Consider the following 22,274-nt stretch of genomic DNA (forward strand, 5'->3'; position numbering starts at 1 on the left):
GTTGCGGTGTGGGAGATGCCCAACGCCGCTGACAGGGAAACTAGCGCACGGGGCGCAGTTCGTCCGGGTCGCCTCGGTGGAACATGCGCCGCGGTGCAACACCGTCGAAGAGCACCCACACCGTGGAGGCATCCTCGGTCATGGTGTCCACGATGCCCGAGGCCGTAACGCGGTTGCCGCGCACGATGGACACCCTGTCGCCGGGGCGCAGCTCGGACCAGTCGGTACCTGTCGGCAACGTCCCGGCTGCGGCGTCCGCTGCTTGTCCGTGCGGAATCTGCGGGGCTGCTCCGAACAGCCAGGCGGAAACGTCGCTGCGCAGCACAAGATGCGGTCCGCCCGTTGCGCTCACACTTCCGGTGGGCACGTAGTACCCGCGGCCCGCACCTGACCCGCCAGCCGCCCTGTCCAGGGCGTCGACGAGTTGCCTGGTCAGATGCCCTTGCGGGCCGAGGACCCGGAGGTCGTCGAGCTCTTCCGGGGTGAGCCGTCCCAGCACAGCGGCAATGTCGGCCATGATGGATCCCTTCTAGCGGATGGTGCCTGAGGAACCACACTAGAAGGCCGCCATTAACGGCGGATGAAATCCGGACGGCGAACAGCGAACAAGATTCGCCGCCGCCCCTGAGCCAGCACAGCCCGGAGCCCCCGCCGGGCCGCAATCCCGACAACCGCCGGCGACCGTGGGGGACAACAGGGGCGGGTCCCTCGTTGAAGTAGTGACACCCGGCGCCAGCCCCCCGCTCCCGACACACAACCTCCAACGCGCAACCTCCACCACCCGACCTGCGGCGCACGAGCTGCCGCCCAACGAAACGAGCCACCTCTGCTGATTGTCCTGACCGGAATTGACGGTGCCGGAAAGACCACTGCCGCCCGCGGAGCCGTGGAAGCTGCTCGTCTGGCCGGCGGCAAGGCGCTGCTCCTGCGCAATCATGCCGGACGCCGGAACCTGACGCAGTGGTCGGCCCGCTCTGGAATCCCCCTTAACCCCCGGCTGGCGGATGCCCTGGAAACCGTGATCCGGACGTTCAATGTGGTGGTTTCACATACCCGCGCCATCAGGTTTCCCGGCCTGGTGGTCATGGACCGCCACATCTATTGCCAGCTTGGGCTGCGCAGCGTCCGCGGGATTCCGCGCGGCCGGTTCCTTCCCTGGCTCCTCCGGCACCTGCCCGGACCGGACCTCGTGATCCACTTCGACATCGCTCCGGAGCAGGCCCTGGAACGCATCCTGCTGCGCGGGACCGACACGGAAACACTCGAGGAACTGACAGCGCTCAGCGAGGGCTACCGTGCCCTCCCGGAGTTCCCCGGATTCCTCCGGATCGATGCCGGCGGCGCCCAAAACGAGGTGCTGGACGCACTCACTGACGCAATCAACGCTGCCGCCGGCGGGGCAGGGCCGATCAGCGCGAGACAATCGACGTCACTGCAGTGACGAAGACAGGCAAGGCCGCCACCGCTGCCATGCCGAGAATCCCGCGCCCTGCCCAGTCAATGGCCCCTCTACGGCGGGCGGCACCCTGCGGCCCGGCCGCACGCACCCTGTTGCCGGCACGCAGCCGCCTGGCATGGAAGACTGCAGCCAGCCGGGCCCACACGATGACCGCCAGCGCACCGATGCCGAGCACCGCGCCCGCGGGCACGAACACGACGGCCGCCAGCAGCGGCAGGTAGTATTTCCAGTTCTGTCGGGAGGGCAGCGGAAGGCGCCCGCTGAGTGTGCCCGCCACTGCGGCCACAACGGCACCGTGCAGGATGGCCAGCGCGGAGAAGAGCGCCACGGACAGCCAGCCCGGACCCACAATCGCAAAGTCGATATTGTCGGCCCGGAACGGTTCCACGGAGGCGCCGAAGACCAGGAGAAGCAGCACTCCAAGCACCGGTCCCGCCCACCTTCCGGCGGGGAGCCAACGGCGGAGCAGCACATAGATGAACGCGGCAGTGAAGCCCGCCGGGAGTCCCCCGAAGAACAGCAGGGCAATGCTGCCCTCAATGGTGGGAAATCCCACGTTGGCCTGCGCCTCGGTCAGCCGCCCCTGGGCCGAGGCCGGCGAGGTGGCGGCCAGTATGCGCATCGCCAGCCTGCCGCCGGCCCACGCCACCAGGATCCCGGATGCGAGGGCGGCCACCGTTGCCACGTTGGCCCACCAGAGGTAGCCGCGCAGTGCCGAAACGCGGGCCTCCGCGGCGACACCCCCTGCGTCCGCTGTTGAAGGCACCGGAGGATCCTCCGTCGACTCGGGCCCTCGCGGCCCCCTTACGGAGCGTCCTCCCCAGGCGATGACCATGGCCACGGCAACCAACAGCAAGAACGTGCAACCGACCACGACTGCCAGCGCCACGCATCATCACCACCAAGGTAAAGGTGGACTCATTGTGCTCCCGTTGCGGACCGTTGAACAGGCCGTGGGTGGGAGCCGCAAGCGGTGGTGTCTTTAGGACAAGGCCGTGACGGCCAGTTTCCGCACAATGGCCGTGCCGCCTTCCACGCGCACGTCGGTGCCCCGGTTCCCGGACAGTGGGAACACCAGATCGCTCAGGACAACCCTGCCGCCCTGGGCGAAGACCTCCACCGAGCACTGGTCGACGATCACACGCAGCCTTAGCACGCCGCCGTCGAGCTTCACGGGTGCCCACTCAGCCGACGCGAACTTTCCGTGGAAGGCGGTGTTTCCGGAGTTGCGGCGATCCAGGCTGAGCCGGCTCGTCACGGCATCAAAGCTGAGAACCGTCGCGGCGCTCCCGCCCGCTGCGCCGAGAAGCCTGAAAGCAACGGTCCGGGCCGTCCCGGGCAGGATCTCGGCCTCGATCAGCTGGGCTGATCCGGGCACCGCGTCTGGCAGTTCCAAGGCGGAATCGTGAAGTTCCAGGTCCCGGATGATGCGGGCCGGCTCCCTACAGCCCAACGGCAGCACCGGGCGCTGCACCAGGCGCGGCAAACCGTCCACCGTCACGAGCTCGACCTCGCGGGCAAGAGACATCCCGGAGCGCCACGGAGACGTGGGCAAGGAGTTGGCATAGTCCCAGTTGTTCATCCAGCCGATCATGATGCGGCGGTTCTCCGGCGCATCGCTGAAGGAAACGGCGGCGTAGTAGTCACGTCCCCAGTCGAGCCACAGACAGTGTCTGAGATCCGTGTTCCCCTGCGAATCCGCCTGAACCAGCGAATCAGGGTCGGCGGTGAACTCCACCCCGTCGAAGTCGCCTACAAAGTACTGCCCTCCCGAGCCGCCGGCCACCGCACCCGGGTTGATGTTGACCACCAGGATCCACTTGACGTTGCCCGGGTTTCCGTCGACGGGAAGCGGGAACAGGTCGGGGCACTCCCATTCACCGCCGCCCGCATTGGCAGGGCCGAAGGTGCTCAGGTATTCCCAGTCCTTGAGGTTGGCCGAGCGGTACAGCACAACCTGCTGGTGCTGGGCCTCCACCGCCACCATGACCCAGGAGGAACCGGCCGGTCCCTCGTGGCGGAACACCTTGGGATCCCGGAAATGGGCCGAGCCGCGGCCAAGAACCGGGTTGCCTGCGTATTTACTCCACGTCATGCCGGCGTCCGTGGAGAAGGCGAGGGACTGGGCTTGTGTCCCTTGGTGCACCGAGCCTTCCTTGAAGGCGCTCGTGTAGATGGCCACCAAGGCCGGATGTTCCACTGTGCCGAATCCCGATGTATTGCCGTGGTCCACCACGATGCTGCCTGAAAAGACGTCTTCTTCCTCGTCGCAGGCGATGGCAACCGGGTGTTCGGTCCAGTGCAGAAGGTCAGTTGAGGTGGCATGTCCCCAGGACATGTTGCCCCAGACGTTGCCGAAGGGGTTGTTTTGGTAGAAGAGGTGGTAGAGACCCTGGTGCCACACGAGTCCGTTGGGGTCGTTCAGCCAAGTGTTCTTGGCTGTGTAGTGAAGTATCGGCCGGAAGTTGGGGGCTGTTTCTTCGGCGGGGCCGGCAGGGTGCGTTGTTGTTTCAGTCATCGGAGTTCTTTCGGGAAGTCTGGGCGCGCCGAGTCGCCGACGACGACATCCGTTTCAGGGCGTGGCGGAACTGGGGAGCTGTGCATTCGAGGTCCTTGGAAGGTTGGGCGCGTCCTTTACTGGACGCGCTCGAGGTCAGGTGTTGGCGAGCGTAGGTGAGTCCAGTGCTGCTCCACTCGAAGCGCCCTGACGTCTTGGGGAGGCGACGGAATCGCGAAGAACCATGGGACAGGGAAGAGCGGTTGGGTGAGCGGCGAACAGCTGCAGGTCCGTTTTTCCCTCGATGGCGTCGATCAGGTTTTCGGTTGCCCATGCGCCCATTTCGTAGTGGGGCAGGGTGACGGTTGTCAGCGCGGGGTAGAGGTTTTCGGCGATGAGTTGTTGGTTGTCGAACCCGACCACGGAAATGTCGTCCGGAATCGTAAGACCAAGTTCCCGGGCCGCCCTGTAGGCGCCCATGGCCATGCGATCGTTGTAGCAGAACACGGCCGTGGGCCGGCTTTCAGGTTTCAGCAGGCGCAGGGCCGCCTGGTGGCCGCCAGGCACCTCCGAAAGCTCGGACTGGACCAGTTCTTCGTGGAACGGCAGCCCGGCATCTGCCAGCGTGTCCTTGAAGGCCCTGAGCCGTGAGTATGTTGCCGGCACGTCATCAGTGTTGTTGAGCATCCCGATCCGGGTGTGCCCGGCGTCGATCAGGGTTTGCACGGCAGACCTTGCGCCGCCCATTTCGTCGGGGATGACGCAGGAAACAGTGTGGCTGATGTCTTCGGAGTCCACCAGGACCGCCGGAAGTCCAGCCAGGTTCTTGGGGACAGCCAGCTTCCGGTGGTACATGGTGGCGTACAGGATGCCGTCAACCTGCCGGTCCAGCAGATCCGCCACCTGGCTCTCCTTGGAATCCTGGGAGCTGGTGCTGGTGGAGTTGATGATCATGATGCGGTACCCGCGGGCACGAGCCGTTTCCTCGGCCCCGAGGATGATCCTGCCTGCGTGCGGGGTGGTGGCAATTTCCTCGCTGATGAACCCGATCATCCCGGAGCGTTGAGTGCGCAGGGCCTGGGCGAGCCGGTTGGGCCCGTAACCCAGCCGTTGGGCTGCTTCGTGGACCCGTTCCCTTGTTCCTGCGCCCACTCGAGCGTAGGCAACGTCATTGAGGACGTGGGAGACGGTCGTGACAGAGACCCCGGCCGCGGCCGCCACGTCCTTGATGCCGACTGATCTATTGGTCATTTGGTCTCCCACGTCATGGTGTTGGTGGTGATACTACGTTCGGCTCATTCGTCCCGGAGCCCGTATGGCGATCCCTTGGGTCCCGCCGGGCCTGAGCGGGTTACTGGGCCACAAGTGCAGGTGCCGTCTGGAAACCGACGGTGGGTGTGGCCCTCAAGGCGTTAACAGCCCTGTCTGCGATAACTTGGGCGTCAGTTCCGGAGTCAAGGATCGTATTCCGGGCTGATTCGGAATCGACCATGACGGCCGTAACGGCGAGGCCGTTCGCAGCCTCGGTGGTCAACAGAGCGTCCACTTGAGCCTCGAAGCAGGAGTCACTTGACGTGGAGTGAACGTCCATCGCCACCACGTGGTTGTTGGAGACGAAGTTGCCAACCCCCGCCATGAGCCGGATGATGACAGGCGTCGCACCTGCTGGCCGGATGCTCTGTGCGTCGATGATCTGGGAGAAGTGGTTGCCGACGACAGAGTTGTTGCTGCCGCTGACAGAGAGAAGTCCGTTGAGGTCGTCCAGTCCGTTGTCCACTCCCAGGAAGGGCGTCCAGGGCTCATGGTCACGCAGGAAGTGATTCGTGGCCACGAGGTTTTCCGAACTATTCGCGAGAATCAGCATTCCGGGATAGAACGAATGCAAACGGTTGTTGGTGACGCTTGACCGCGTGACGCCGTTGAGATGGACGCTGCTCGCACCACGGGGGAAGACGTTGTTCGCGGTTATCAGGAGCCCGCCATGGTTCTCGGCGTAGATCGAGTGACCCTTAGGGCCTGCTCCCACCAGGTTGTCGGTGATCTTTGATGCCTGTCCCCACCCGCGCAGCTCGATGCAGCTTCCGCATTCAGCGATGAAGTTGTCGTGGATTGAAAGCGCGTCCGCGTTGTAGATGGTGAGCGCGTTCTCAAGATAGACGAAGCCCATGCCGTTCACCCGAAATGAGTCATTGGCGTTCGCGACATAGATCCCGGTCTTGCCGTTGACGTAGGTGTTCTCCGGATGCATCCCCGAACCATCCGCGTTGAAGTGCAACCCGTCGATGCAGAAGTTGGAGAACTCGACCGAGCTGATCCGCGGGCTCCCGCTTCGCTCAACGTAGAAGGCGGCTCGCTTGGACTCCTCCACGTCTCCGCCGAGGGGAATGTCGACGATAACGCGACTCCCTCCGGGCCACAGCTCATGCAGGTCGGGCCATTCGTCTTCGGGAACGTTGAACCGGATGCTCGACGACGTAAAGCCGTGTCCCGAACCATGGATCCTGAGGAAGCTGACATCGATGACCACCTGCGTGCGGAGGTGGTAGTCCCCGGGCGGAATGTAGATCACCGCGCCTGGCTTTCCTCCATGGTTCGCATCGGTGACCGTCTGCCGGTCCTTGATGTCAGCGATGATGCTGTTGATTACTTCACCGACGTCCTCGGACGGATTGCCGACGGGCCACGTAGTCACGTCGTAGCAGTTGTTGCTTGACATAGCTTCTTCCCTTTGTGCTGTGGTTTCTCAGCCCTTGACGGCGCCGAGCGTCATGCCTGCGACGATCTTGCGCTGCAGGAGAAGTGTGAGGAGGATGACCGGAATCGAGTAGACGGCAGCCAGTGCCGTCATGGATCCCCAGTCGAGGCCGAACTGGGTCTGGAAATTCGCGATGACCACGGGAGTGGTCTGGGAGCGGATCGCCGTCATGAGGAGGGCGAAGAGGAACTCGTTCCAGGAGGCCAGGAAGGCGAAGATCGCGGTGACGGCGATGCCGCCGGAAACCACAGGGATCACCACCCGCCACAGGGCGCCCAGCCTACTACACCCGTCCACTGTCGCTGCCTCCTCCAAGTCCTGTGGAACAGCTTCGAAGAAGCTGGCCATCAGCCAGATGGACAAGGGAAGTGAAATGGTGGTGTGGGCGATGGACAGGGCAATCGGAGTATCGGCAAGCCCGGCCGAGGCCATCATGGAAGCCAGCGGGATGCCGATGGCCACTGGCGGCACCATGCGGGTGACCAGCGCGGCCATGATGAACACCCTTCCGCTGGCGGTCTTGTACCGCGTGATGCCGTAGGCCGCAGGAACGGCCAGGAGCAGCGACAGCAGCGTGCTGATGATGGCCGTCTGGGTGCTGTTGATGATGGAGGCCACCACGCCGCTGCGGCCCAGCGCATTGACGTAGTTCACCAGCGTCCATTCCTTGGGCAGGATGGTGGGCGGCACGGCGATGGTGTCGATGGGGGGCTTGAAGGATGTGAGCAGCAGGTAGAGGAACGGGAAGCCGTACAGCACCAACGAGGCTGCGAGCAGGATCCACAGGATGGTGCGCGTGCTGCGTTTACCGGCCTCCAGTCCTTCGCGGTTCACGGCCCGACGCCGGCGCATGCCGGCCGGCACGGACGCCTCCGCAGAAGGCTGGGCAGGCACTGCAGCCGGCATCCCACCGTCGTGCTTAATTTTTTCTGCAACGCGCATCAGGTGTCCTTTCCTGGCCGCCAGATGGTGGCCACGGCGAAGAACGCAATGCCAAGCATGGCCAGCAGGTAGATGGTTCCCATGGCACTTGCCAGTCCGGGATCGCCGAAGCGGATCATGGTCCGGTAGATCAGCAGGCTCATGGTTTCGGAGGCGGACTGGGGCCCGCCGTTGGTCTGGATCAGGATGGTGTCGAAGGCGCGGGCTGCGTCGATGCCGCGGACCACCAGCGCAACAGCGATGACAGGCCGGAGCAGGGGCAGGATAATCCGGAACAGCATGGCCGGTGCGCGTGCCCCGTCCAGCCGGGCCGCTTCGATCAGGTCGCCCGGAATGTTCTGGAGGCCGGCAAAGAGCACCAGGCACATGAACGAGGTGGTCAGCCAGATGTCGGGGATCGCAACGGAGAACAGGACGATGTCCGGATTCGACAACCAGCCGATCTGGTTCGGGTCGGAGAGGATGCCTGCCTGGTGAAGGAGGGTGCCGATGAGACCGAAGTTGTCGATCATCAGGAACTTCCACAGCAGGCCGGCGACGATCGGGGCGATCATGAGCGGGTAGAGGAAGGCGGTCCGCCAGACCTGGGACTTCCGGCCAAGGGTGGTGAACAGCAGCGCCATGCCCAGACCGAGGGCGAACTCGAGTGTCACCACCACCAGGGTGTAGGCGAGGGTCCGCCAGCCCGCACCCATGAAGGCCTCGGAGGCGAAGGCCCGGACGTAGTTGTCCAGGCCCACGAAGTCGCGGGGACCGCCGAGGACGGGGGAAATCCTGAAGAAACTGTCGGCCACGAGCCTGAACAGGGGGTAGGCAACGAATACTGCGAGGAACAACGCTGCCGGGGTCATCAAATAGAGGGCGAAGCGGCGATCAGTGATACGCACGGGGTTCTCTTCCGCTGGTTGGGTCCGCGGCCGGCACCCCTTCTGCCGTCAGTGCAGCATCAGGCGGTGCCAGCCGCGAAGTCTTACTTGACGAGGGCCTGGATCTTGGTCTTGGCCTCAGCCAGGAGGGACGCGCTGTCTCCGCCGGCCACTGCCTTCTGCAGGGTCGGAACAAGTACGGTGTCCACGATCTGCTGCCATTTCGCCGTTGCCGGGCGGGTTGCCGTGGCTTTGCCGTTGAGCGTCTCGATCAGTGGCCCGAAGCTCTCATAACCGGGCTTGTCCTGGTACTTCTCGAAGGCCGAGATGCGGGCGGCTAGGCCCAGCGTGGACTCGATACCCAGATCGTTGTGGTCGTAGGCGCACTTGATGAACTTCTTGGCGGCGTCTGCGTTCTTCGTCGCCTTGGGGACGGAGAGGTACCACGGCCCCGGGACACCGGCAACGCCGGCGGATCCGCCAATCATGGGCGCCGCGCCCACCTTGCCGTAGACAGCGGCGTCGGTGGGAATCTGTCGGTAGGCGTGGGCCCAGAACTTGGTCATCGCGGTCTTGCCCTGGTTGAACAGGTTCTGCGCGGCGGCCCAGTCAACCTGCGCGGCTCCGGACGGTGCGGACTTCACAAGGCTCGTGTAGAAGTCGAGGGCTTCCTTGTGGGCCGCGTTGTCGACCACGACGTTGTTCTTGTCGTCCAGAACCATCGGGGACCCAGCCTGGAGAACGTGGGCCAACCATTCCGTTTCGACGGCGCCCTTCACGTCCGTGCCGTACATGCCGTCCTTGGTGAAGAATTCAGAGATGTCCTGGTACTGCTTCCAGGTGGTGGGGGCTGCCAGCTCGTAGCCGTACTTTGCCTTGAAGTCGGCCTTATTTTTGGCGTCCTCGAAGAGGTCCTTCCGGTACAGGATGATTTCGGCATTGGTCCAGGCGGGCATGCCGATGAAGTGGCCATCGATGTTGGCTTCCTTGACCAGCGCGGGGAAGATGTCCTTCTTGGCCTCATCTGTGAACAGCTCGTCGATGGGCTGGACTGCGTCCTTGAAGCTGGGGAGCCACACGGAGTCCAAGGCGGCGACGTCGAAGGAGACGGTGCCGGAGGAGAGTTCGCTGGAAAGCCTGTTGAACAGGCCGTCGTAGGGCAATTCGACGAAATTGACGTCGAGGCCGGTGTCCTTTTTGCAGGCCTCAGCAACGCCGGCAAGCTCGGCGTGCCCGCCGGCTTCGACGAGGACGTTGACGGAGCTTGCAGCGCTACCGGATGACGCCGGGCCCCCTGCACCGCACCCGGTGGCCACAAGGGCGACTGCGGTGCAAAGGCCGCCGATGGAGGCGAGCCTGGAGATGGTCTTTCGAGTGGACATCGCTGTCGACTTTCTCTCGGAACGGGATGGCAAGAGTGTTTAGGGGTGGAGAATCGTTTTGCCAAAACGACTTGGCATCACTTTAGGGGCGCCAACGGAAGGGTGTCAAGCGTCACAACGCGAAATATTTTGGGCCTTGACGTGCGGTGCAGCGCGGCCCTAGAGTCAGCGGCGCAGGCAGACAAACCGTTTTGGCATATTTTGGCTGATTTGGCAAGTTTGGCATCCTCCGCTTCCCGCCTGACGGCGCACCTTCCCGTCCGCCGGCAAACCGCTCTTAACCTTCGGCCCCCTTCCCAAACTGTCGTACGGCACAGCCGGGGACCCCATTCAAAGGAGAACGCATGAAACCCATCCCGGACATCAGCCGCCGGAGCGTGCTGCGCGCCCTCACGGCGTCGGCAGCAGTAGCAGGCGCTGCCTTCACCTTGGCAGCCACCGGCAGTGCTGCCGCCGCAGCACCCGCTCAGGTGGCAGAAACGGCCGAGGCCGGCATACCGCCCACGGGACACCGCCACCTGATCGGCGTCCTCTAGTCCCGACTACCGAAAGCACCAACGTTCAATCCCCCAACGATGTGAGGAGAACCAGCTTTGACCACCGTCTATGACGTCACCACCTGGAGCGTGCCAGGGAATCCGTCCGCCACCCCGTACAACGACATCGGGCTCATCATGAACAGCATCATCGCTGACATCAAGAGCCAGCAGACCAGCCAGGCGTCCAAGCCCGGTGCCGTCATCTACATCCCGCCGGGAGACTACTCCCTCAAAACCCGCGTCAACGTGGACATCAGCTTCCTGACCATCCGCGGATCGGGCCACGGCTTCACCTCCCTGAGCATCCGCTACAACGCCGGCAGCACCTCAGGCTGGCACGAGATCAATCCCGGCGGCAGCCGCGTCCGGGTGGAAAACACGGACGGGAACACCGACGCCTTCCGGGTCTACCGCACCGGGGATCCACGGCTCAGCGCGGTGGTATTCGAAAACTTCTGCCTCGACGGGGTGTCCTTCGGGTCCAACGAGAACGACTACACCAACGGCAAAACAGGCATTCGCATCGATTCTGCCAACGATTCCTGCCGGGTCGAAGGCATGGGAATGGTGTATCTCGAGCATGGCCTCGTGGTGAGGGATGCGGACGCCCTGAGCGTCAGCGGCAACTTCCTGGCCGAATGCGGATCATGCGTGGAGCTGGCCGGATCGGGCCAGGCCTCGAAGGTCACGGACAACCTCATTGGGGCCGGATACGTGGGATTCTCGATCTTCGCCGAGGGACACATGGGCCTGCTGGTCACGGGCAACAACGTCTTCCCGAGGGGCAAGAGCAGCGTGCACTTCAAGGACTGCACGCGTTCCTCCATCACGTCCAACCGTTTCCATGCGTTCTACCCCGGCATGGTGAATTTTGAAGGAAGCTGCACGGAAAACCTTGTGGGGGCCAACCACTTCCTGCGCCAGATGGAACCCTTCGATCCGCTCAAGCCCTACAACAACGGGCTGGACGATCTCTTCGGACTGGTTCACATCGCGGGCAGCAACAACACCGTCACGGGAAACCACTTCAGCTTCGACGTGGCCTCCGGGTCCGTCACACCGTCAGGGCAGACGCCCACCATCATCCTGGTGGCTTCCGGCAACAACAACTACATCGCCACCAACAACACGGTGTCAGCCATCACGGTGCATACCGTTGTGCTGGACGCGTCAACTTCCGGGTCGAAGGTGCTGGACAGCGGCGATAGCAACCAGGTGGTGCGGTTCGCGTCCAACTACGCGTTCAGGGCCACGCCGTAACCGCACGGCATGAATAACAACGACGGCGGACGCCGCCCCCAGGGTGGGTCCGCCGTCGTCGTCGTACTGCAGCGAAAGCCCTTGACGAAAGGTCTGTCAAAGATGACAAGACGCACCAAAGCCATAATGTCGATCGGGGTGGCCCTGGCGCTCACCGCCTCCTCATTCACCGTTGCCGCCAGTACCGCCCAGGCCACCGACCCGGACCCGGCCACCCAGCAATACCGGCCGTACCTGCACTACACTCCGGAAGCGAACTGGATGAACGACCCCAACGGGCTCGTCTACCACAACGGGAAATACCACATGTATTACCAGTACAACCCCAACGGGACACGCTGGGGGGACATGAGCTGGGGCCACGCTTCCTCCACCGACCTGATCCACTGGGAGGAACAGCCGCTCGCCATCCCCCGGGGTTTCAACGGATCCGGCCAGGTCATCGAGGAAATCTTCTCGGGGTCGGTAGTGGTGGACACCCAGAACACCAGCGGACTGGGCACTCTCCAGAATCCGCCACTGGTGGCCACCTACACGAGCAATTACACTGCCGCGCACCCCAGCCTCGCCGGCAAACAAGCGCAGTCACTGGCATTCAGCACCGACGACGGGCAGACCTGGACCAAGTACGGCAACAACCCGGTCCTCAACAGGAACACCTCCAGCTTCCGCGACCCCAAGGTCTTCTGGTACGACAACCCGACCGGTCCGGACTACTGGGTGATGGCCGCCGTTGAAGCAGACGAGCACCGGGTCCTCTTCTACAAGAGCAACGACCTGCTGCAATGGAACTATCTGGACGACTTCGGTCCGGCAAATGCTACGGGCGGGCAGTGGGAATGCCCGGATCTGTTCCCCCTTGCCGTCGACGGAGACCCCAATAACGTCAAGTGGGTCCTCGCCGTGAACATCAACCCCGGAGCCGTCGCCGGCGGCAGCGGCGGACAGTACTTCGTCGGAACCTTCAACGGCACAACGTTCACCGCCGACAACATCGATCCCGCCGACCAGCTTCCACCCGGCAACGTCCATGCCGGCTTCAACGGCGGCAACTATAGCGGCTGGAACGTCCAGAACGATCCATCGAACAGTTCCGGTCCCTGGGGAAGCGCCCCCGCCCCCGGAAGTCTTTCAGGACAAATGGCGGTCACAGGCAACATCGGAGGCGGGCTGGTGAACGGCTTCCACGGCGGCGACAACCCGGTTGGCACCATGGAATCAGCACCTTTCACGGTGGACAAGGACTACCTCAACTTCCTTGCCGGCGGCGGAAAGCACCCGCAGGAACCCGGCAAGCAGTCGGGGAACCAGGCCCCTCCGGGCTATCTGCTGTTCGACGGCTTCGACTACCCCGGAACGCTCACCCAAGCCGGCTGGCAGCTCGCCGGCGATTTTCAGGCGGCAGTCAACCCCTCGACGTCGGGCGGTGAATTCGCCATCGGAAAACGGATCAACACCTTCGAAGGCGGACCGTATCAGGACAACAATGTGGGCACCATAACGTCCCCGGAGTTCTACCTCACCAACACCAATATCGGTTTCCTTCTTGGCGGTGGCCAACGCACTGACGGTCAGCTCCAGGTCGAACTGCTGTTGGGCGGCGTGCCGGTGCGTACCGCAACCGGAACGAATTCAGGCGACCTGAACTGGCAGAACTGGGACGTGTCCCCCTGGTACGGCCAGATCGCGCGCATCCGGGTTGTGGACAACGCAACGGGGCCATGGGGCCACCTGACGCTTGACCACATGGTGCTGGGTTCGGAGCAGGCGAAGCCCCGAAGCAACGAAACCACGGTGAACCTGGTGGTGAACGGCCAGACCGTCCGGACCGCCACCGGCAACGACTCCGAACACCTGGAGTGGAAAGCCTGGGACGTCAGCGCCTACAAGGGCAGCCAGGCCACCATCAGGATCGTGGACAACAACCGCGGCGGCTGGGGACACCTCCTGGCGGATGAGTTTGTTTCCTCGGACGCCTCCCACCTCGAGCAGCACGACTGGCTGGACTGGGGTAGGGACTACTACGCCACGGTGTCCTTCAACAATGCGCCCGGCGGCAAGCGCATCATGGTGGGCTGGATGAACAACTGGGACTACGGCCAGGACACCCCAACCACCACCTGGCGGGGAACCATGGCCTTGCCGCGTGAAGTCGTACTGACCCAGACGTCCATGGGCCCGCGGCTGCGGCAGCAGGTGGTGTCCCAGGCCGATGCGTTGAAGAACACGGCAGCCACGTACACGGCGCCGGCCCAGGACATCGTGCCGGGAACCACCACGCTTCCGGTCACAGGGGACGTGGTGCAGATTGATGCCGAGTTCTCCCCCGGCACGGCGTCGTCGTTTGGCCTGAAGGTCCTTGGCAACGGAACCGAAGCCACCCGGATCGGCTACGCTCCGTCCACGAAACGGCTCTCCATCGACAGGACCAGCTCCGGCAACGAGGGGTTTCATCCAGCCTTCAGTTCAGTAGACGACCCGCGGGTCGAGTTGATCAATGGCCGGCTCCTCCTGCGCCTGTATGTGGACCGTGCATCCGTGGAACTCTTCGCCCAGGACGGCCTGACGACCATCACGGACCAGGTCTTTCCGGACGCTGGCGCGACCAACATCTCGGTCTTCTCCGAAGGCGGAACCGCACGGCTCGAAAGCATGACGGTGACTCCCCTGAACCGGGCCATGTGGGGAGGCTGACCGCGGCCCGCGTGGGCCGCACGTAGAATCAGCAACAACATAAGGACGTGGGAGACGCATGAGCAAGTCAGTGGGAATCAAGGACGTAGCAGCCGCGGCCGGCGTGTCCGTCACCACCGTCTCCCACGTCCTTAACCATGTTGCCTACGCGCGGGTGGGGGCTGAAACCCGGGAACGGGTCCACGAGGCTGCCCGCCGGCTCGGGTACGGCCCGAACCGGCTGGCGCAGGCGCTGCGGACCCAGCGCTCCGGGATGATCGGGTTCATCAGCGAGGAAATCGCCACTACTCCGCACGCCGGCAGGATCATCCTGGGCTCGGAAGAAACCGCCAAGCGCCGCGGCTACAACATCATGATCATCAACTCCACCAGCTCCGGATCGGCGGATTCAAGGGAGAACGATGTTGCCGCGTTGCTGGACCGCCAGGTGGACGGCATCCTGTACGCCACGATGTACCACCGCCGGTTCAGCGTGCCGAAAAGCCTGGCCGGGCTTCCGTCCGTTCTGGTCGATTCCGAGGACGTGGGCCACACCGTCCCGTCGGTGATCCCTGATGAGGAGGGTGGGGCGCGCGCGGCGGTCCAGACCCTAATCGATGCCGGGCACACCAGGATCGGGATGATCAACAACACCGATGACGTCCCCGCCACGCACTCCCGGCTCAAGGCCTTCAAGGAGACCCTCGCGGATGCCGGCCTGGAGTTCCACTCCCGACTGGTCCAGTCCGAGCACTCCGAAGTTCCCGGTGGCTACCAGGCGGCGGTGCGCCTGCTGCAGTCGGAGGACCGGCCAACGGCCGTGTTCTGCTACAACGACCGCATGGCCATGGGCCTGTACCGGGCCGCCGGCGAACTTGGCCTCAGGATTCCGGACGAGCTCTCGGTTGTTGGCTTCGACAACCAGGAACTCATCGCCGAGAACCTCCATCCGGCCCTCACCACGGTGGCACTGCCGCACTACGAGATGGGCGTCTGGGCCACGGAAAACCTCATTGACGCCATTGAAGGCAAGACTGATCTGGGCCCCTTCGCAGCCCACCCCACCGTTTTGGCATGCCCCCTGGTGGTGCGGGATTCGGTGGCGGCACCATGCTCAGGACAGGAAGTCATTCCTTCGGAATAACGATCCACAACGCGATGTAGACCAACTCACCCACGCCGAACAGGCCGAACAGCACAAAGCCAATTCGGACGAGGGCTTTCGAAATACCGAACCTTGCCGCTAGGCCGGCGCAGACGCCGGCGATCATCTTGCCATTCCTGGGCCGAACCAAAGCTGCAGTCATGCGGCCACAGTACCAGCCGTGGCACCGGTCCGGTCCAGACCTCCGCGCCGCTGGTCCTGCCCTAGTCCTGGTGCAGCTGGACGAAGTTCCCGCAGCCGTCGTCCAGCACCGCTGAGATGCCGGTGGGGTCCTCGATCGGTTCGGCCTGGAAGATGACGCCCAGGGCAGTCAGCCGCTTGTACTCGGCCCGGACGTCGGGAACGCCGAAGACGATCGCCGGGATCCCGGCGTCGTGCAGGCCGTTCATGTAGTCCGCTCCAATGGGATTGTCGCTGGGCTCCAGCAGCAGCCCCACAGACGCGGAACTGCCCCCATTGGAGCCGGGATCCTTGACGATGTACAGGTTGTATTCGGGCATGACCATGAGGGTCTCGAAACCGAGGGTCTCCGTGTAGAACTGGTGGGCCGAGGCCGGATCCTTGACGTGGATGCTGCACATTTTTAGTCGCATGGTGCCTAGGCTACCCGTGCGCCGTCCGCGCCGGAACGGGACCGGGCCGGAAAAAGCCCGGGAAGGACACGTCGGGACTCCTGCCCATTGACGGCCGGGCCTGCCGGGATTCCAATGGAATTAACGGAACCCAGCCACCCCGGTCAGGTTCCGTCGGAGGTGGAGCGGTGTCTGTCATTACGGAGTCGGTCCCCATGGGGCCCCTGCAGCTGGCCGTCTGTGCCGTCGTTGTAGTGTGCGGCGTGGCCGGTGCGGTCTTTTCGGCGCGGTACCACGCCGGGCGCGACGCCGGGCAGCTCGACGCCGTCTTCTGGGACGCCTTCGCCGGACTGGTGATCGTGTTCCCGGCTGTCCTGATCCCCTCCCTTGCGTCACCCTGGCTGGGCCTGGCAACGGGTTCCCTCGCCGCAGTTACGGCGGTGGCGTCCTTTGTGTGGAGTCCCCGCGTGCTGGCCTGGCAGGACGAGCGGCTGCACCGGGCCGCCACACACCAGGACCTCGAGGCGGCGGCCGCACGTCACCGGACGGTGCTGGCCCGGTGGCAGCGTTACGAGCTCGATCCTGCGTGCTGCATCGACTTCCCGGATATGACCGACGTGCGACGGCCCGAAACGGCGGCCCTGATCAAAGCCATGAAAGAGGCCGAACGGCTCCGTGCCGTCGAAGCCGCGGCCTACCTTCCCGCCGTCGCCCGGCTGGAACATGCCCTGGGGCGGGCGGAAGCTGCAGCTGGTGTCCCTTCCCCCTGAGTCGCCAGGCCGCCGTAAGCCGCGGGAAATTCACCGCGGACGTTAACCGGTGTGTCGGGTACATTGGGCCGGCCTGAGCCGGCGGCGGTAGCATCCCATAATGGAGCCTTTAGTCACGGACACACGAGACCAGCACGGCAGGTTGCGATCGGACCGGGGAGTCTGGCGGCAGGCCACCACGCTCGCAGCAGCCGGTGAACTCACCGCCCGGTGGCTTGAGTCCCGGAGCGAATACCAGCCCGGCACCTTTGCGCCCAGCTTCGACGAGGAGACCCGGCCCATTGCCGCCGACCTCGCGGAAATTAACCGAAGCGGGCTGTTCACGAAGGAATCCCAGCCGGGCGTGCGCTCCGACGACGGCCATGCACAGCGCCAGTACGTGACCGGCTTCTGCAGCGCAGCGGCGGCAGCCGAACTTATGGCCCTGTCCACCCGGTCCGAGCTCATCACCATCGGCCATGCCCCCGGTGAAACGAGCGCAGCGGCAGTACCGGTCACGTTCGACGGCGCCGACGTGGTTACGGTGCTCGGGTCCAGCGAAAACCCTGTGGACGAAGACCAGCTCCGCGACTGGTCGGATGAAACCAACGAATCGCTGGCCCTGGTCCTGGCCGATTCCTGGTACGTGGAGGTCCTGGACCCGGTGTGGGGACGGAACGACGTGCTGCTGCCGGAGGTGCTGTCGGCACTCCGGCAACAGCAGTGAGGACTACAGGCCCACGGTTCCGCTCTCGCCGACACTCATGCGGCTGTGCGTCACCTTGGACTTGATCCACTGAAGCACCGTTGCCGCCCTGCCGCCGGGGCTGGTCCAGTACTCCGCCGAATCCGAGTCGACCCGCAGCAGGACCACTTCCGGGGTGTCCGGTCCGTCCGGGAACCATGCTTCAACCACCTGGTTCCACATGCCGTGGATCTTTTGCCTGTCCGTGATCACTTCAGCCGTGCCGGCCACCGACACCCATTCGGTGTTCTTCCCGAAGGACACATTCACGCGCGGGTCGGCGCGGACGTGCGCCACCTGGGAAGTTTCCGACGACGTGAAGAACCACATGTCGCCGTCGTCCTTTACTTCCTGGACGGCAAGCGGCCGGCTGACGAGGGCGCCTTCTTCGTCGATGGTGGTCAGCATCCCGATATGGGAACCGTTGATGATCTCCGTGACTTTGCTGATGCTCTCAGTGTCAGACATGCTTTTCACCCCGTTCTGGTCCAAGCTGGGGAAGGTCCCCACCCGGCCCAGCCTATTAGTAAGCGTGCTTACTTTCAACGGCGGGCCGCACTTGCCCCAAGCCACCCAATCCCAGGAGCAACTCATGACCACGCCGGACACCACACCCAAATCGGTGCGACCGGATTGGCTGATGCCGGTCATCGTCACCGTCGTAACCGGCCTGATCGCCATCGTCCTGGTCGCCCTGAACGGCCTCTACTGGATGTGCGCTGCCATTGCCGTGGTGGAAGCGATCAGCATTTCGATGATGATCAGGGCCTCGCGGGCGCGTGCCAGGAACAGCGTCTGACCCCAGATCCCGCCTGGCCTTAGATCCCGCGGGCCAGGACCTGCCCCTTGAAGAATTCCGGGCGAAGTTTCGCCATGACCAGCATGAGCGCCGCGCCCAGCAGGATCACTCCCATGCCAAGGATGAACACCAGCCCCACGCCGCCAATGGAGGAGCCCGATCCGTAGCCAGGGTCCATGGAGTCGTAGGCCGTCTTGACGAACATCACCAGCAGGATGACTCCACCCAGCAGTGGTGCCAGGAACTTGAAAAGGAATGCGCGGGGTCCGCTGAAGGCCTGGGCACGGAAGAACCAGACGCAGGCCAGAGCCGTGATGCCGTAGTAGAAGCAAATCATCATGCCGAGCGCGGTGATGGTGTCCCAGAGCGCGTTCTCGGACGTGGTCCGGGTGATCACGTAGAAGGCGGCGGCCGCCACGGCAGCGGCCACCGTGGCGTAGCCCGGGGACTTGTAGCGGGGACTGACATTTCCGAACTTCAGTGGCAGCGCCTTGTAATGGCCCATGGCCAGCAGGGTCCGGGCCGGTGACACGAACGTGGACTGCAGGGACGCGGCCGAGCTGCTCAGGATGGCCAGGGACATCAGGATGGCGAACGGGCCCATCACCGGACCGGCGAGCACGGCAAAGATGCTGGACTGGTTCTCGGGGTTTCCGGCGCCCAGCCCTTCCTCGCCGATTCCCGCGAAGGACAGCGTGGCCAGCGCCACGGTCATGTAGATGACCACGATCACCAGGACCGTGACGGTCGCGGCCCGGCCCGGCGTCTTTTCCGGATTACGGGTCTCCTCGTTCATGGTCAGCGTGACGTCCCAGCCCCAGTAGATGAAGATCGACAGCGACACACCGGCCGCGAAGGACGAGAAGGAGTCCACGGCGAACGGGTTGAACCAGTCCGGCGAGATGGCTGTGGCATCGAAGGCCGAGCCGTTGGCAACGTGGCTGAATGCCGCCACCGCGAACCAGCCGAGCACCAGGACCTGGAACGCCACCAGGACATACTGGACGCCCTTCGTGGCTTCCATGCCGCGATAAGACACCCAGCAGGCCAGCGCGATGAACACCAGGGTGGTAGCGATATTGAGGGGCAGGTTCCTGCTCAGCCCGCCCAGTTCAGGGTTGCTGAAGAGCTGGGCCAGCATGAGGTAGAAGAAGTCCACGGCCACGGCGGCGAGGTTGGACAGCACAATGATGGTGGCGGCGATCAGGCCCCAGCCGCCCATCCAGCCGATCCACGGCCCAAAGGCGCGCGTTGCCCACGTGAAGGAGGTTCCGGCGTCGGGCATTGCGTTGTTGAGTTCGCGGTAGCCCAGCGCAACGAGCAGCATTGGGATGAAGCCCACCAGGAAGATCGCCGGAAGGTGGACGCCCACCTCGGAGACGGTGGGGCCGAGCGCTGCAGTGAGGGTGTACGCCGGGGCAATGCAGGACACCCCGATGACGACGGCGCCGATCAGCCCCACGGATCCGGCCTTCAGTCCCTTTTCGCTCAGGGTTTTGCGTGCACCCTTGCCTGGCTGGGTTGCGGTTGACATGGGAGTTGCCTCTCCGGAGGATTCATTCGACGTTGAATGGCGGGGGCGCCAGGTTCCGGCGGCAGGCGCCGCCGAAACCCGCTCCCTAGGCCGGGGCGGTGACCCTGGCGACGGCGGCTACGCGGGCGGCAGTCAACTGCCCCATCCGGATGGCTCCGTCCACGTGCTGGTACCCCTCGGCCGCGAGGTCGGAGGAGCTCCAGTAGATGGGCCCCACCGGCTGGTGCTGGTCCTTGCCGTAGCGGTGCAGGCCGCCGAGGTCGTAGCTGGAGGCGTAGGCCCCGCGCGTCCACTCCTCGGAGCCCCAGTCGGATTCGTAGTACACCTCCGGCTCGAGTGCCTTGTCCCCCAGGAAGGCCGCGATGGATTCGAGGACGGCGCGGCGGCGGTCCCCGGCGCTGAGCTCGAAGACGGCGTCGGCCTTCTCATCCGAAATAAAGCCGACCAGGGTGCCTCGGGAATCCCCGTGGTTGGTGTTGTCGTAGACCTCCTGCACCAGCGAGCCGGCGCCGAAGCAGGTTCCGGAGAGCCCGTCTTCGCGCCAGAAGGGCGTCTCGTAGACGGCGTGCACCTTGATGACCAGGCCCAGGGACTGGTGCTGGTGCATCTGGTGCTGGCGGCGGGGCAGCGGCGGGTTGAAGGAGACCCGGGAATACAGGTTCGGCGGCACCGCCATGATCACATAACGGGCGTTGACGGCGGCCCGCTCGGACACGACGGTGACGCGCGGGCCGCCGTCGGGCTCTTCAGTCCAGTTGATGGTGCGCACCGGGCTGTTAAGCACGACGTCGTCACCCAGTTCCCGCGCCTGCAGCAGTGAGACCTGCTGCATTCCGCCCACAACCCGCTTGTCCAGGATGAAGTCCTCATCCGTCAGGTGGGTGAACGATCCCGCGGAAGCTGCCATCAGCACGGCCTGCAGCGCGGAAAATGCGTGCGCGGGCTTGGTCAGCATCCCGCCGGCGATGAACAGGCCGATGTTGTTGCAGGCCTCCTCATCCGGGGAGTTCCGGCGGAGCCAGTGGTGGAAGGAAATGGTGTCCAGTTCGCGCGCCTTGGGGTGGGCCCAGGGTTCGGTGGGGCCGATTTCCGCCGCCAGCCCGTCCAGCAGGCCAATCAGCTTGTCCATTTCGGCGGCGGTGGCTTCGCTGACCGGGAAGGAGTCCCCCGTGTAGCGGGTCTTCTTCCCGTCGGCGCCCATGTAGACGGATTCACCGTCACGGTAGCGGGAGTAGGTTTCCAGGCCCAGTTCGTCCAGGAGTTCCAGGAGCACCGTCTGGTCCGGCGAGACCCACTGGCCGCCGATTTCCAGCATGGCGCCGCCGATGGTGTCGGTCCAGGTGCGGCCGCCCACGCGGTCCCGCGCTTCCAGCACGGCGACGCTGAGGCCGGCCTTCTTCAGTTCGCGGGCTGCCGTGAGGCCCGAGGGGCCGGCTCCTACGACAACGACGTCGCGGTCAAGTTCCAGCATGATGTCCTCTCTGTGGCCGCCGGAGTGATGCGGGCCACTAAATGAATGCCATTCATTTAGGAAAACTATAGCGCGTACCGGGACGTCACGGAAGGGGTCAATGGAATAATGCTGGGGACCCCGCCACCAGAAAGGCCGACGATGCCGGCAGCCGCACAACCAGCCACGGACTCCCGCCACCCCGAAATTCCGTCCAAGCGCCGCGCGGGAAGGCCATCCTCGGCAGTGCTGGACCAGGCGGTCATTACATCTGCCGCGCTGCGGCTGATCGGCAAGAGCGGCTACGACGGCCTGACGATGGCCGCACTGGCACGCTCACTGCAGGTGGCGCCGTCGGCCCTTTACAACCATGTGACATCCAAACGGGACGTCCTGGTCCTGGTGGAGGACCACCTCGCATCGCTGGTGGATGTGTCCGCCTTCGGCGCGGAACCGTGGGACGAGGCGGTGCGGCAGTGGGCATGGAGCTACCGGGACGTCTTCTCCAAGCACACTCCGCTGATCCCGGTCATCGCGGTCCTGCCGGTTACGGATGCGCCGCAGACCCTGGCCATGTACGAGACCGTCAGCCAGGGACTGCGCGCAGCCGGGTTCCCCCAGGAGCGCATCGTTTCCTCGATCGTGGCCTTGGAGTCGTTTATCTTCGGTTCGGCCTACGACGTCACGGCACCGGCCGACATCTTCGATCCGGGCAGCATGGCGGAATCCACGCCCCACTTCACGGCAGCGGTGCGGAGCCTGGCGGACCAGGGCCACGAAAGGCCCGCAGACGTCGCCTTCAGCCTGGGCCTCGAGGCGCTGATTTCCGGGCTGGGGGCACTGCGGACGTAGGCGCCTTCAGGCGGCCCGAGGGCCGGGCTTCAGGC

22 protein-coding genes are annotated in these 22,274 nt (G+C 64.4%); 9 read left to right on the forward strand and 13 right to left on the reverse strand.

The features are described 5' to 3' along the window. Nucleotides 1–40: 40 nt before the first annotated feature. The gene (locus tag AC1DRE_RS06200) at nucleotides 41–517 is read right to left on the reverse strand and encodes a hypothetical protein (RefSeq protein ID WP_476983802.1); all 477 of its coding nucleotides are present in this window, start codon (nucleotides 515–517) and stop codon (nucleotides 41–43) included. Nucleotides 518–826: 309 nt separating this feature from the next. Between AC1DRE_RS06200 and AC1DRE_RS06205 the strand changes: the two genes are divergently transcribed. Beyond that, nucleotides 827–1,441: a dTMP kinase gene (locus AC1DRE_RS06205; protein ID WP_476983892.1), complete on the forward strand. Its 615-nt coding sequence runs from the start codon at nucleotides 827–829 to the stop codon at nucleotides 1,439–1,441. Here the strand turns inward: AC1DRE_RS06205 and AC1DRE_RS06210 are convergent. The 7 genes from AC1DRE_RS06210 to AC1DRE_RS06240 form a co-directional block, all read right to left on the reverse strand. Further along, nucleotides 1,410–2,225: a hypothetical protein gene (locus AC1DRE_RS06210; protein ID WP_476983803.1), complete on the reverse strand. Its 816-nt coding sequence runs from the start codon at nucleotides 2,223–2,225 to the stop codon at nucleotides 1,410–1,412. The genes AC1DRE_RS06205 and AC1DRE_RS06210 overlap by 32 nt on opposite strands. 216 nt (nucleotides 2,226–2,441) lie before the next feature. Continuing rightward, nucleotides 2,442–3,977 (reverse strand): glycoside hydrolase family 32 protein, encoded by a 1,536-nt coding sequence (locus AC1DRE_RS06215; RefSeq protein ID WP_476983804.1) that lies wholly within the window; start codon nucleotides 3,975–3,977, stop codon nucleotides 2,442–2,444. 135 nt (nucleotides 3,978–4,112) lie between these two features. Further along, nucleotides 4,113–5,207, reverse strand: a complete 1,095-nt coding sequence (locus tag AC1DRE_RS06220) for a LacI family DNA-binding transcriptional regulator (protein ID WP_476983805.1) — start codon at nucleotides 5,205–5,207, stop codon at nucleotides 4,113–4,115. A gap of 100 nt (nucleotides 5,208–5,307) precedes the next feature. Beyond that, entirely contained in the window at nucleotides 5,308–6,672 is a 1,365-nt protein-coding gene (locus tag AC1DRE_RS06225; protein ID WP_476983806.1) for a right-handed parallel beta-helix repeat-containing protein, read from the reverse strand. 27 nt (nucleotides 6,673–6,699) lie between these two features. Next, nucleotides 6,700–7,653, reverse strand: a complete 954-nt coding sequence (locus AC1DRE_RS06230; protein ID WP_104174670.1) for a carbohydrate ABC transporter permease — start codon at nucleotides 7,651–7,653, stop codon at nucleotides 6,700–6,702. Next, nucleotides 7,653–8,540, reverse strand: coding sequence for a carbohydrate ABC transporter permease (locus tag AC1DRE_RS06235; protein ID WP_364124600.1), 888 nt, complete (start codon nucleotides 8,538–8,540; stop codon nucleotides 7,653–7,655). The genes AC1DRE_RS06230 and AC1DRE_RS06235 overlap by 1 nt, the downstream gene beginning before the upstream one ends. Before the next feature lie 83 nt (nucleotides 8,541–8,623). Beyond that, nucleotides 8,624–9,901, reverse strand: coding sequence for an ABC transporter substrate-binding protein (locus AC1DRE_RS06240; RefSeq protein ID WP_364124603.1), 1,278 nt, complete (start codon nucleotides 9,899–9,901; stop codon nucleotides 8,624–8,626). 344 nt (nucleotides 9,902–10,245) lie between these two features. On the opposite strand from AC1DRE_RS06240, the gene AC1DRE_RS06245 reads away from it, so the two are divergent. The 4 genes from AC1DRE_RS06245 to AC1DRE_RS06260 all read left to right on the forward strand — a co-directional run bounded on the left by AC1DRE_RS06245 (nucleotide 10,246) and on the right by AC1DRE_RS06260 (nucleotide 15,517). Continuing rightward, on the forward strand, nucleotides 10,246–10,437 hold the full coding sequence (locus AC1DRE_RS06245; RefSeq protein WP_476983807.1) for a hypothetical protein: 192 nt from the start codon (nucleotides 10,246–10,248) through the stop codon (nucleotides 10,435–10,437). Between the two features lie 57 nt (nucleotides 10,438–10,494). Then, on the forward strand, nucleotides 10,495–11,700 hold the full coding sequence (locus AC1DRE_RS06250) for a NosD domain-containing protein (protein WP_476983808.1): 1,206 nt from the start codon (nucleotides 10,495–10,497) through the stop codon (nucleotides 11,698–11,700). Between the two features lie 102 nt (nucleotides 11,701–11,802). Beyond that, nucleotides 11,803–14,394 carry a GH32 C-terminal domain-containing protein gene (locus AC1DRE_RS06255; protein WP_476983893.1) on the forward strand — a complete coding sequence of 864 codons (2,592 nt, stop codon included), beginning with the start codon at nucleotides 11,803–11,805 and terminating at the stop codon, nucleotides 14,392–14,394. Nucleotides 14,395–14,452: 58 nt separating this feature from the next. Beyond that, entirely contained in the window at nucleotides 14,453–15,517 is a 1,065-nt protein-coding gene (locus AC1DRE_RS06260) for a LacI family DNA-binding transcriptional regulator (protein ID WP_476983809.1), read from the forward strand. On the opposite strand, the gene AC1DRE_RS06265 is transcribed toward AC1DRE_RS06260, so the two are convergent. Further along, nucleotides 15,501–15,680 carry a PspC domain-containing protein gene (locus tag AC1DRE_RS06265; protein WP_476983810.1) on the reverse strand — a complete coding sequence of 60 codons (180 nt, stop codon included), beginning with the start codon at nucleotides 15,678–15,680 and terminating at the stop codon, nucleotides 15,501–15,503. The two genes, AC1DRE_RS06260 and AC1DRE_RS06265, sit on opposite strands and share 17 nt — an antisense overlap. 61 nt (nucleotides 15,681–15,741) lie before the next feature. Further along, the gene (locus AC1DRE_RS06270) at nucleotides 15,742–16,131 is read right to left on the reverse strand and encodes a VOC family protein (RefSeq protein WP_476983811.1); all 390 of its coding nucleotides are present in this window, start codon (nucleotides 16,129–16,131) and stop codon (nucleotides 15,742–15,744) included. A gap of 167 nt (nucleotides 16,132–16,298) precedes the next feature. Between AC1DRE_RS06270 and AC1DRE_RS06275 the strand changes: the two genes are divergently transcribed. Beyond that, on the forward strand, nucleotides 16,299–16,880 hold the full coding sequence (locus AC1DRE_RS06275; protein WP_476983812.1) for a hypothetical protein: 582 nt from the start codon (nucleotides 16,299–16,301) through the stop codon (nucleotides 16,878–16,880). A gap of 100 nt (nucleotides 16,881–16,980) precedes the next feature. Then, nucleotides 16,981–17,586 (forward strand): DUF6919 domain-containing protein, encoded by a 606-nt coding sequence (locus AC1DRE_RS06280; RefSeq protein WP_476983813.1) that lies wholly within the window; start codon nucleotides 16,981–16,983, stop codon nucleotides 17,584–17,586. A 3-nt stretch (nucleotides 17,587–17,589) separates the two neighbouring features. Here the strand turns inward: AC1DRE_RS06280 and AC1DRE_RS06285 are convergent, their stop codons facing one another. Beyond that, the gene (locus tag AC1DRE_RS06285) at nucleotides 17,590–18,072 is read right to left on the reverse strand and encodes a pyridoxamine 5'-phosphate oxidase family protein (protein ID WP_476983814.1); all 483 of its coding nucleotides are present in this window, start codon (nucleotides 18,070–18,072) and stop codon (nucleotides 17,590–17,592) included. A gap of 124 nt (nucleotides 18,073–18,196) precedes the next feature. Between AC1DRE_RS06285 and AC1DRE_RS06290 the strand changes: the two genes are divergently transcribed. Next, complete coding sequence (locus AC1DRE_RS06290) at nucleotides 18,197–18,403, forward strand: hypothetical protein (RefSeq protein ID WP_476983815.1); 207 nt, start codon at nucleotides 18,197–18,199, stop codon at nucleotides 18,401–18,403. Nucleotides 18,404–18,422: 19 nt separating this feature from the next. Here the strand turns inward: AC1DRE_RS06290 and AC1DRE_RS06295 are convergent, their stop codons facing one another. Continuing rightward, nucleotides 18,423–19,937 (reverse strand): APC family permease, encoded by a 1,515-nt coding sequence (locus AC1DRE_RS06295; protein ID WP_476983816.1) that lies wholly within the window; start codon nucleotides 19,935–19,937, stop codon nucleotides 18,423–18,425. A gap of 85 nt (nucleotides 19,938–20,022) precedes the next feature. After that, a complete protein-coding gene (locus AC1DRE_RS06300) occupies nucleotides 20,023–21,408 on the reverse strand; it encodes a flavin monoamine oxidase family protein (RefSeq protein ID WP_476983817.1) in 1,386 nt (461 codons plus the stop codon). Nucleotides 21,409–21,549: 141 nt separating this feature from the next. On the opposite strand from AC1DRE_RS06300, the gene AC1DRE_RS06305 reads away from it, so the two are divergent. After that, entirely contained in the window at nucleotides 21,550–22,239 is a 690-nt protein-coding gene (locus tag AC1DRE_RS06305; RefSeq protein WP_476983818.1) for a TetR/AcrR family transcriptional regulator, read from the forward strand. Nucleotides 22,240–22,274 lie beyond the last annotated feature (35 nt).

This window comes from Arthrobacter sp. P4_H3, from assembly GCF_056400885.1.

What these genes read in the sequence shown, in the direction of transcription:
- AC1DRE_RS06200 (WP_476983802.1), bottom strand. Translation starts at nt 517, where the DNA reads ATGGCCGACATTGCCGCTGTGCTGGGACGGCTCACCCCGGAAGAGCTC.
- AC1DRE_RS06215 (WP_476983804.1), bottom strand. Translation starts at nt 3,977, where the DNA reads ATGACTGAAACAACAACGCACCCTGCCGGCCCCGCCGAAGAAACAGCC.
- AC1DRE_RS06220 (WP_476983805.1), bottom strand. Translation starts at nt 5,207, where the DNA reads ATGACCAATAGATCAGTCGGCATCAAGGACGTGGCGGCCGCGGCCGGG.
- AC1DRE_RS06225 (WP_476983806.1), bottom strand. Translation starts at nt 6,672, where the DNA reads ATGTCAAGCAACAACTGCTACGACGTGACTACGTGGCCCGTCGGCAAT.
- AC1DRE_RS06230 (WP_104174670.1), bottom strand. Translation starts at nt 7,653, where the DNA reads ATGCGCGTTGCAGAAAAAATTAAGCACGACGGTGGGATGCCGGCTGCA.
- AC1DRE_RS06240 (WP_364124603.1), bottom strand. Translation starts at nt 9,901, where the DNA reads ATGTCCACTCGAAAGACCATCTCCAGGCTCGCCTCCATCGGCGGCCTT.
- AC1DRE_RS06245 (WP_476983807.1), top strand. Translation starts at nt 10,246, where the DNA reads ATGAAACCCATCCCGGACATCAGCCGCCGGAGCGTGCTGCGCGCCCTC.
- AC1DRE_RS06255 (WP_476983893.1), top strand. Translation starts at nt 11,803, where the DNA reads ATGACAAGACGCACCAAAGCCATAATGTCGATCGGGGTGGCCCTGGCG.
- AC1DRE_RS06260 (WP_476983809.1), top strand. Translation starts at nt 14,453, where the DNA reads ATGAGCAAGTCAGTGGGAATCAAGGACGTAGCAGCCGCGGCCGGCGTG.
- AC1DRE_RS06265 (WP_476983810.1), bottom strand. Translation starts at nt 15,680, where the DNA reads ATGACTGCAGCTTTGGTTCGGCCCAGGAATGGCAAGATGATCGCCGGC.
- AC1DRE_RS06270 (WP_476983811.1), bottom strand. Translation starts at nt 16,131, where the DNA reads ATGCGACTAAAAATGTGCAGCATCCACGTCAAGGATCCGGCCTCGGCC.
- AC1DRE_RS06280 (WP_476983813.1), top strand. Translation starts at nt 16,981, where the DNA reads ATGGAGCCTTTAGTCACGGACACACGAGACCAGCACGGCAGGTTGCGA.
- AC1DRE_RS06285 (WP_476983814.1), bottom strand. Translation starts at nt 18,072, where the DNA reads ATGTCTGACACTGAGAGCATCAGCAAAGTCACGGAGATCATCAACGGT.
- AC1DRE_RS06290 (WP_476983815.1), top strand. Translation starts at nt 18,197, where the DNA reads ATGACCACGCCGGACACCACACCCAAATCGGTGCGACCGGATTGGCTG.
- AC1DRE_RS06295 (WP_476983816.1), bottom strand. Translation starts at nt 19,937, where the DNA reads ATGTCAACCGCAACCCAGCCAGGCAAGGGTGCACGCAAAACCCTGAGC.
- AC1DRE_RS06300 (WP_476983817.1), bottom strand. Translation starts at nt 21,408, where the DNA reads ATGCTGGAACTTGACCGCGACGTCGTTGTCGTAGGAGCCGGCCCCTCG.
- AC1DRE_RS06305 (WP_476983818.1), top strand. Translation starts at nt 21,550, where the DNA reads ATGCCGGCAGCCGCACAACCAGCCACGGACTCCCGCCACCCCGAAATT.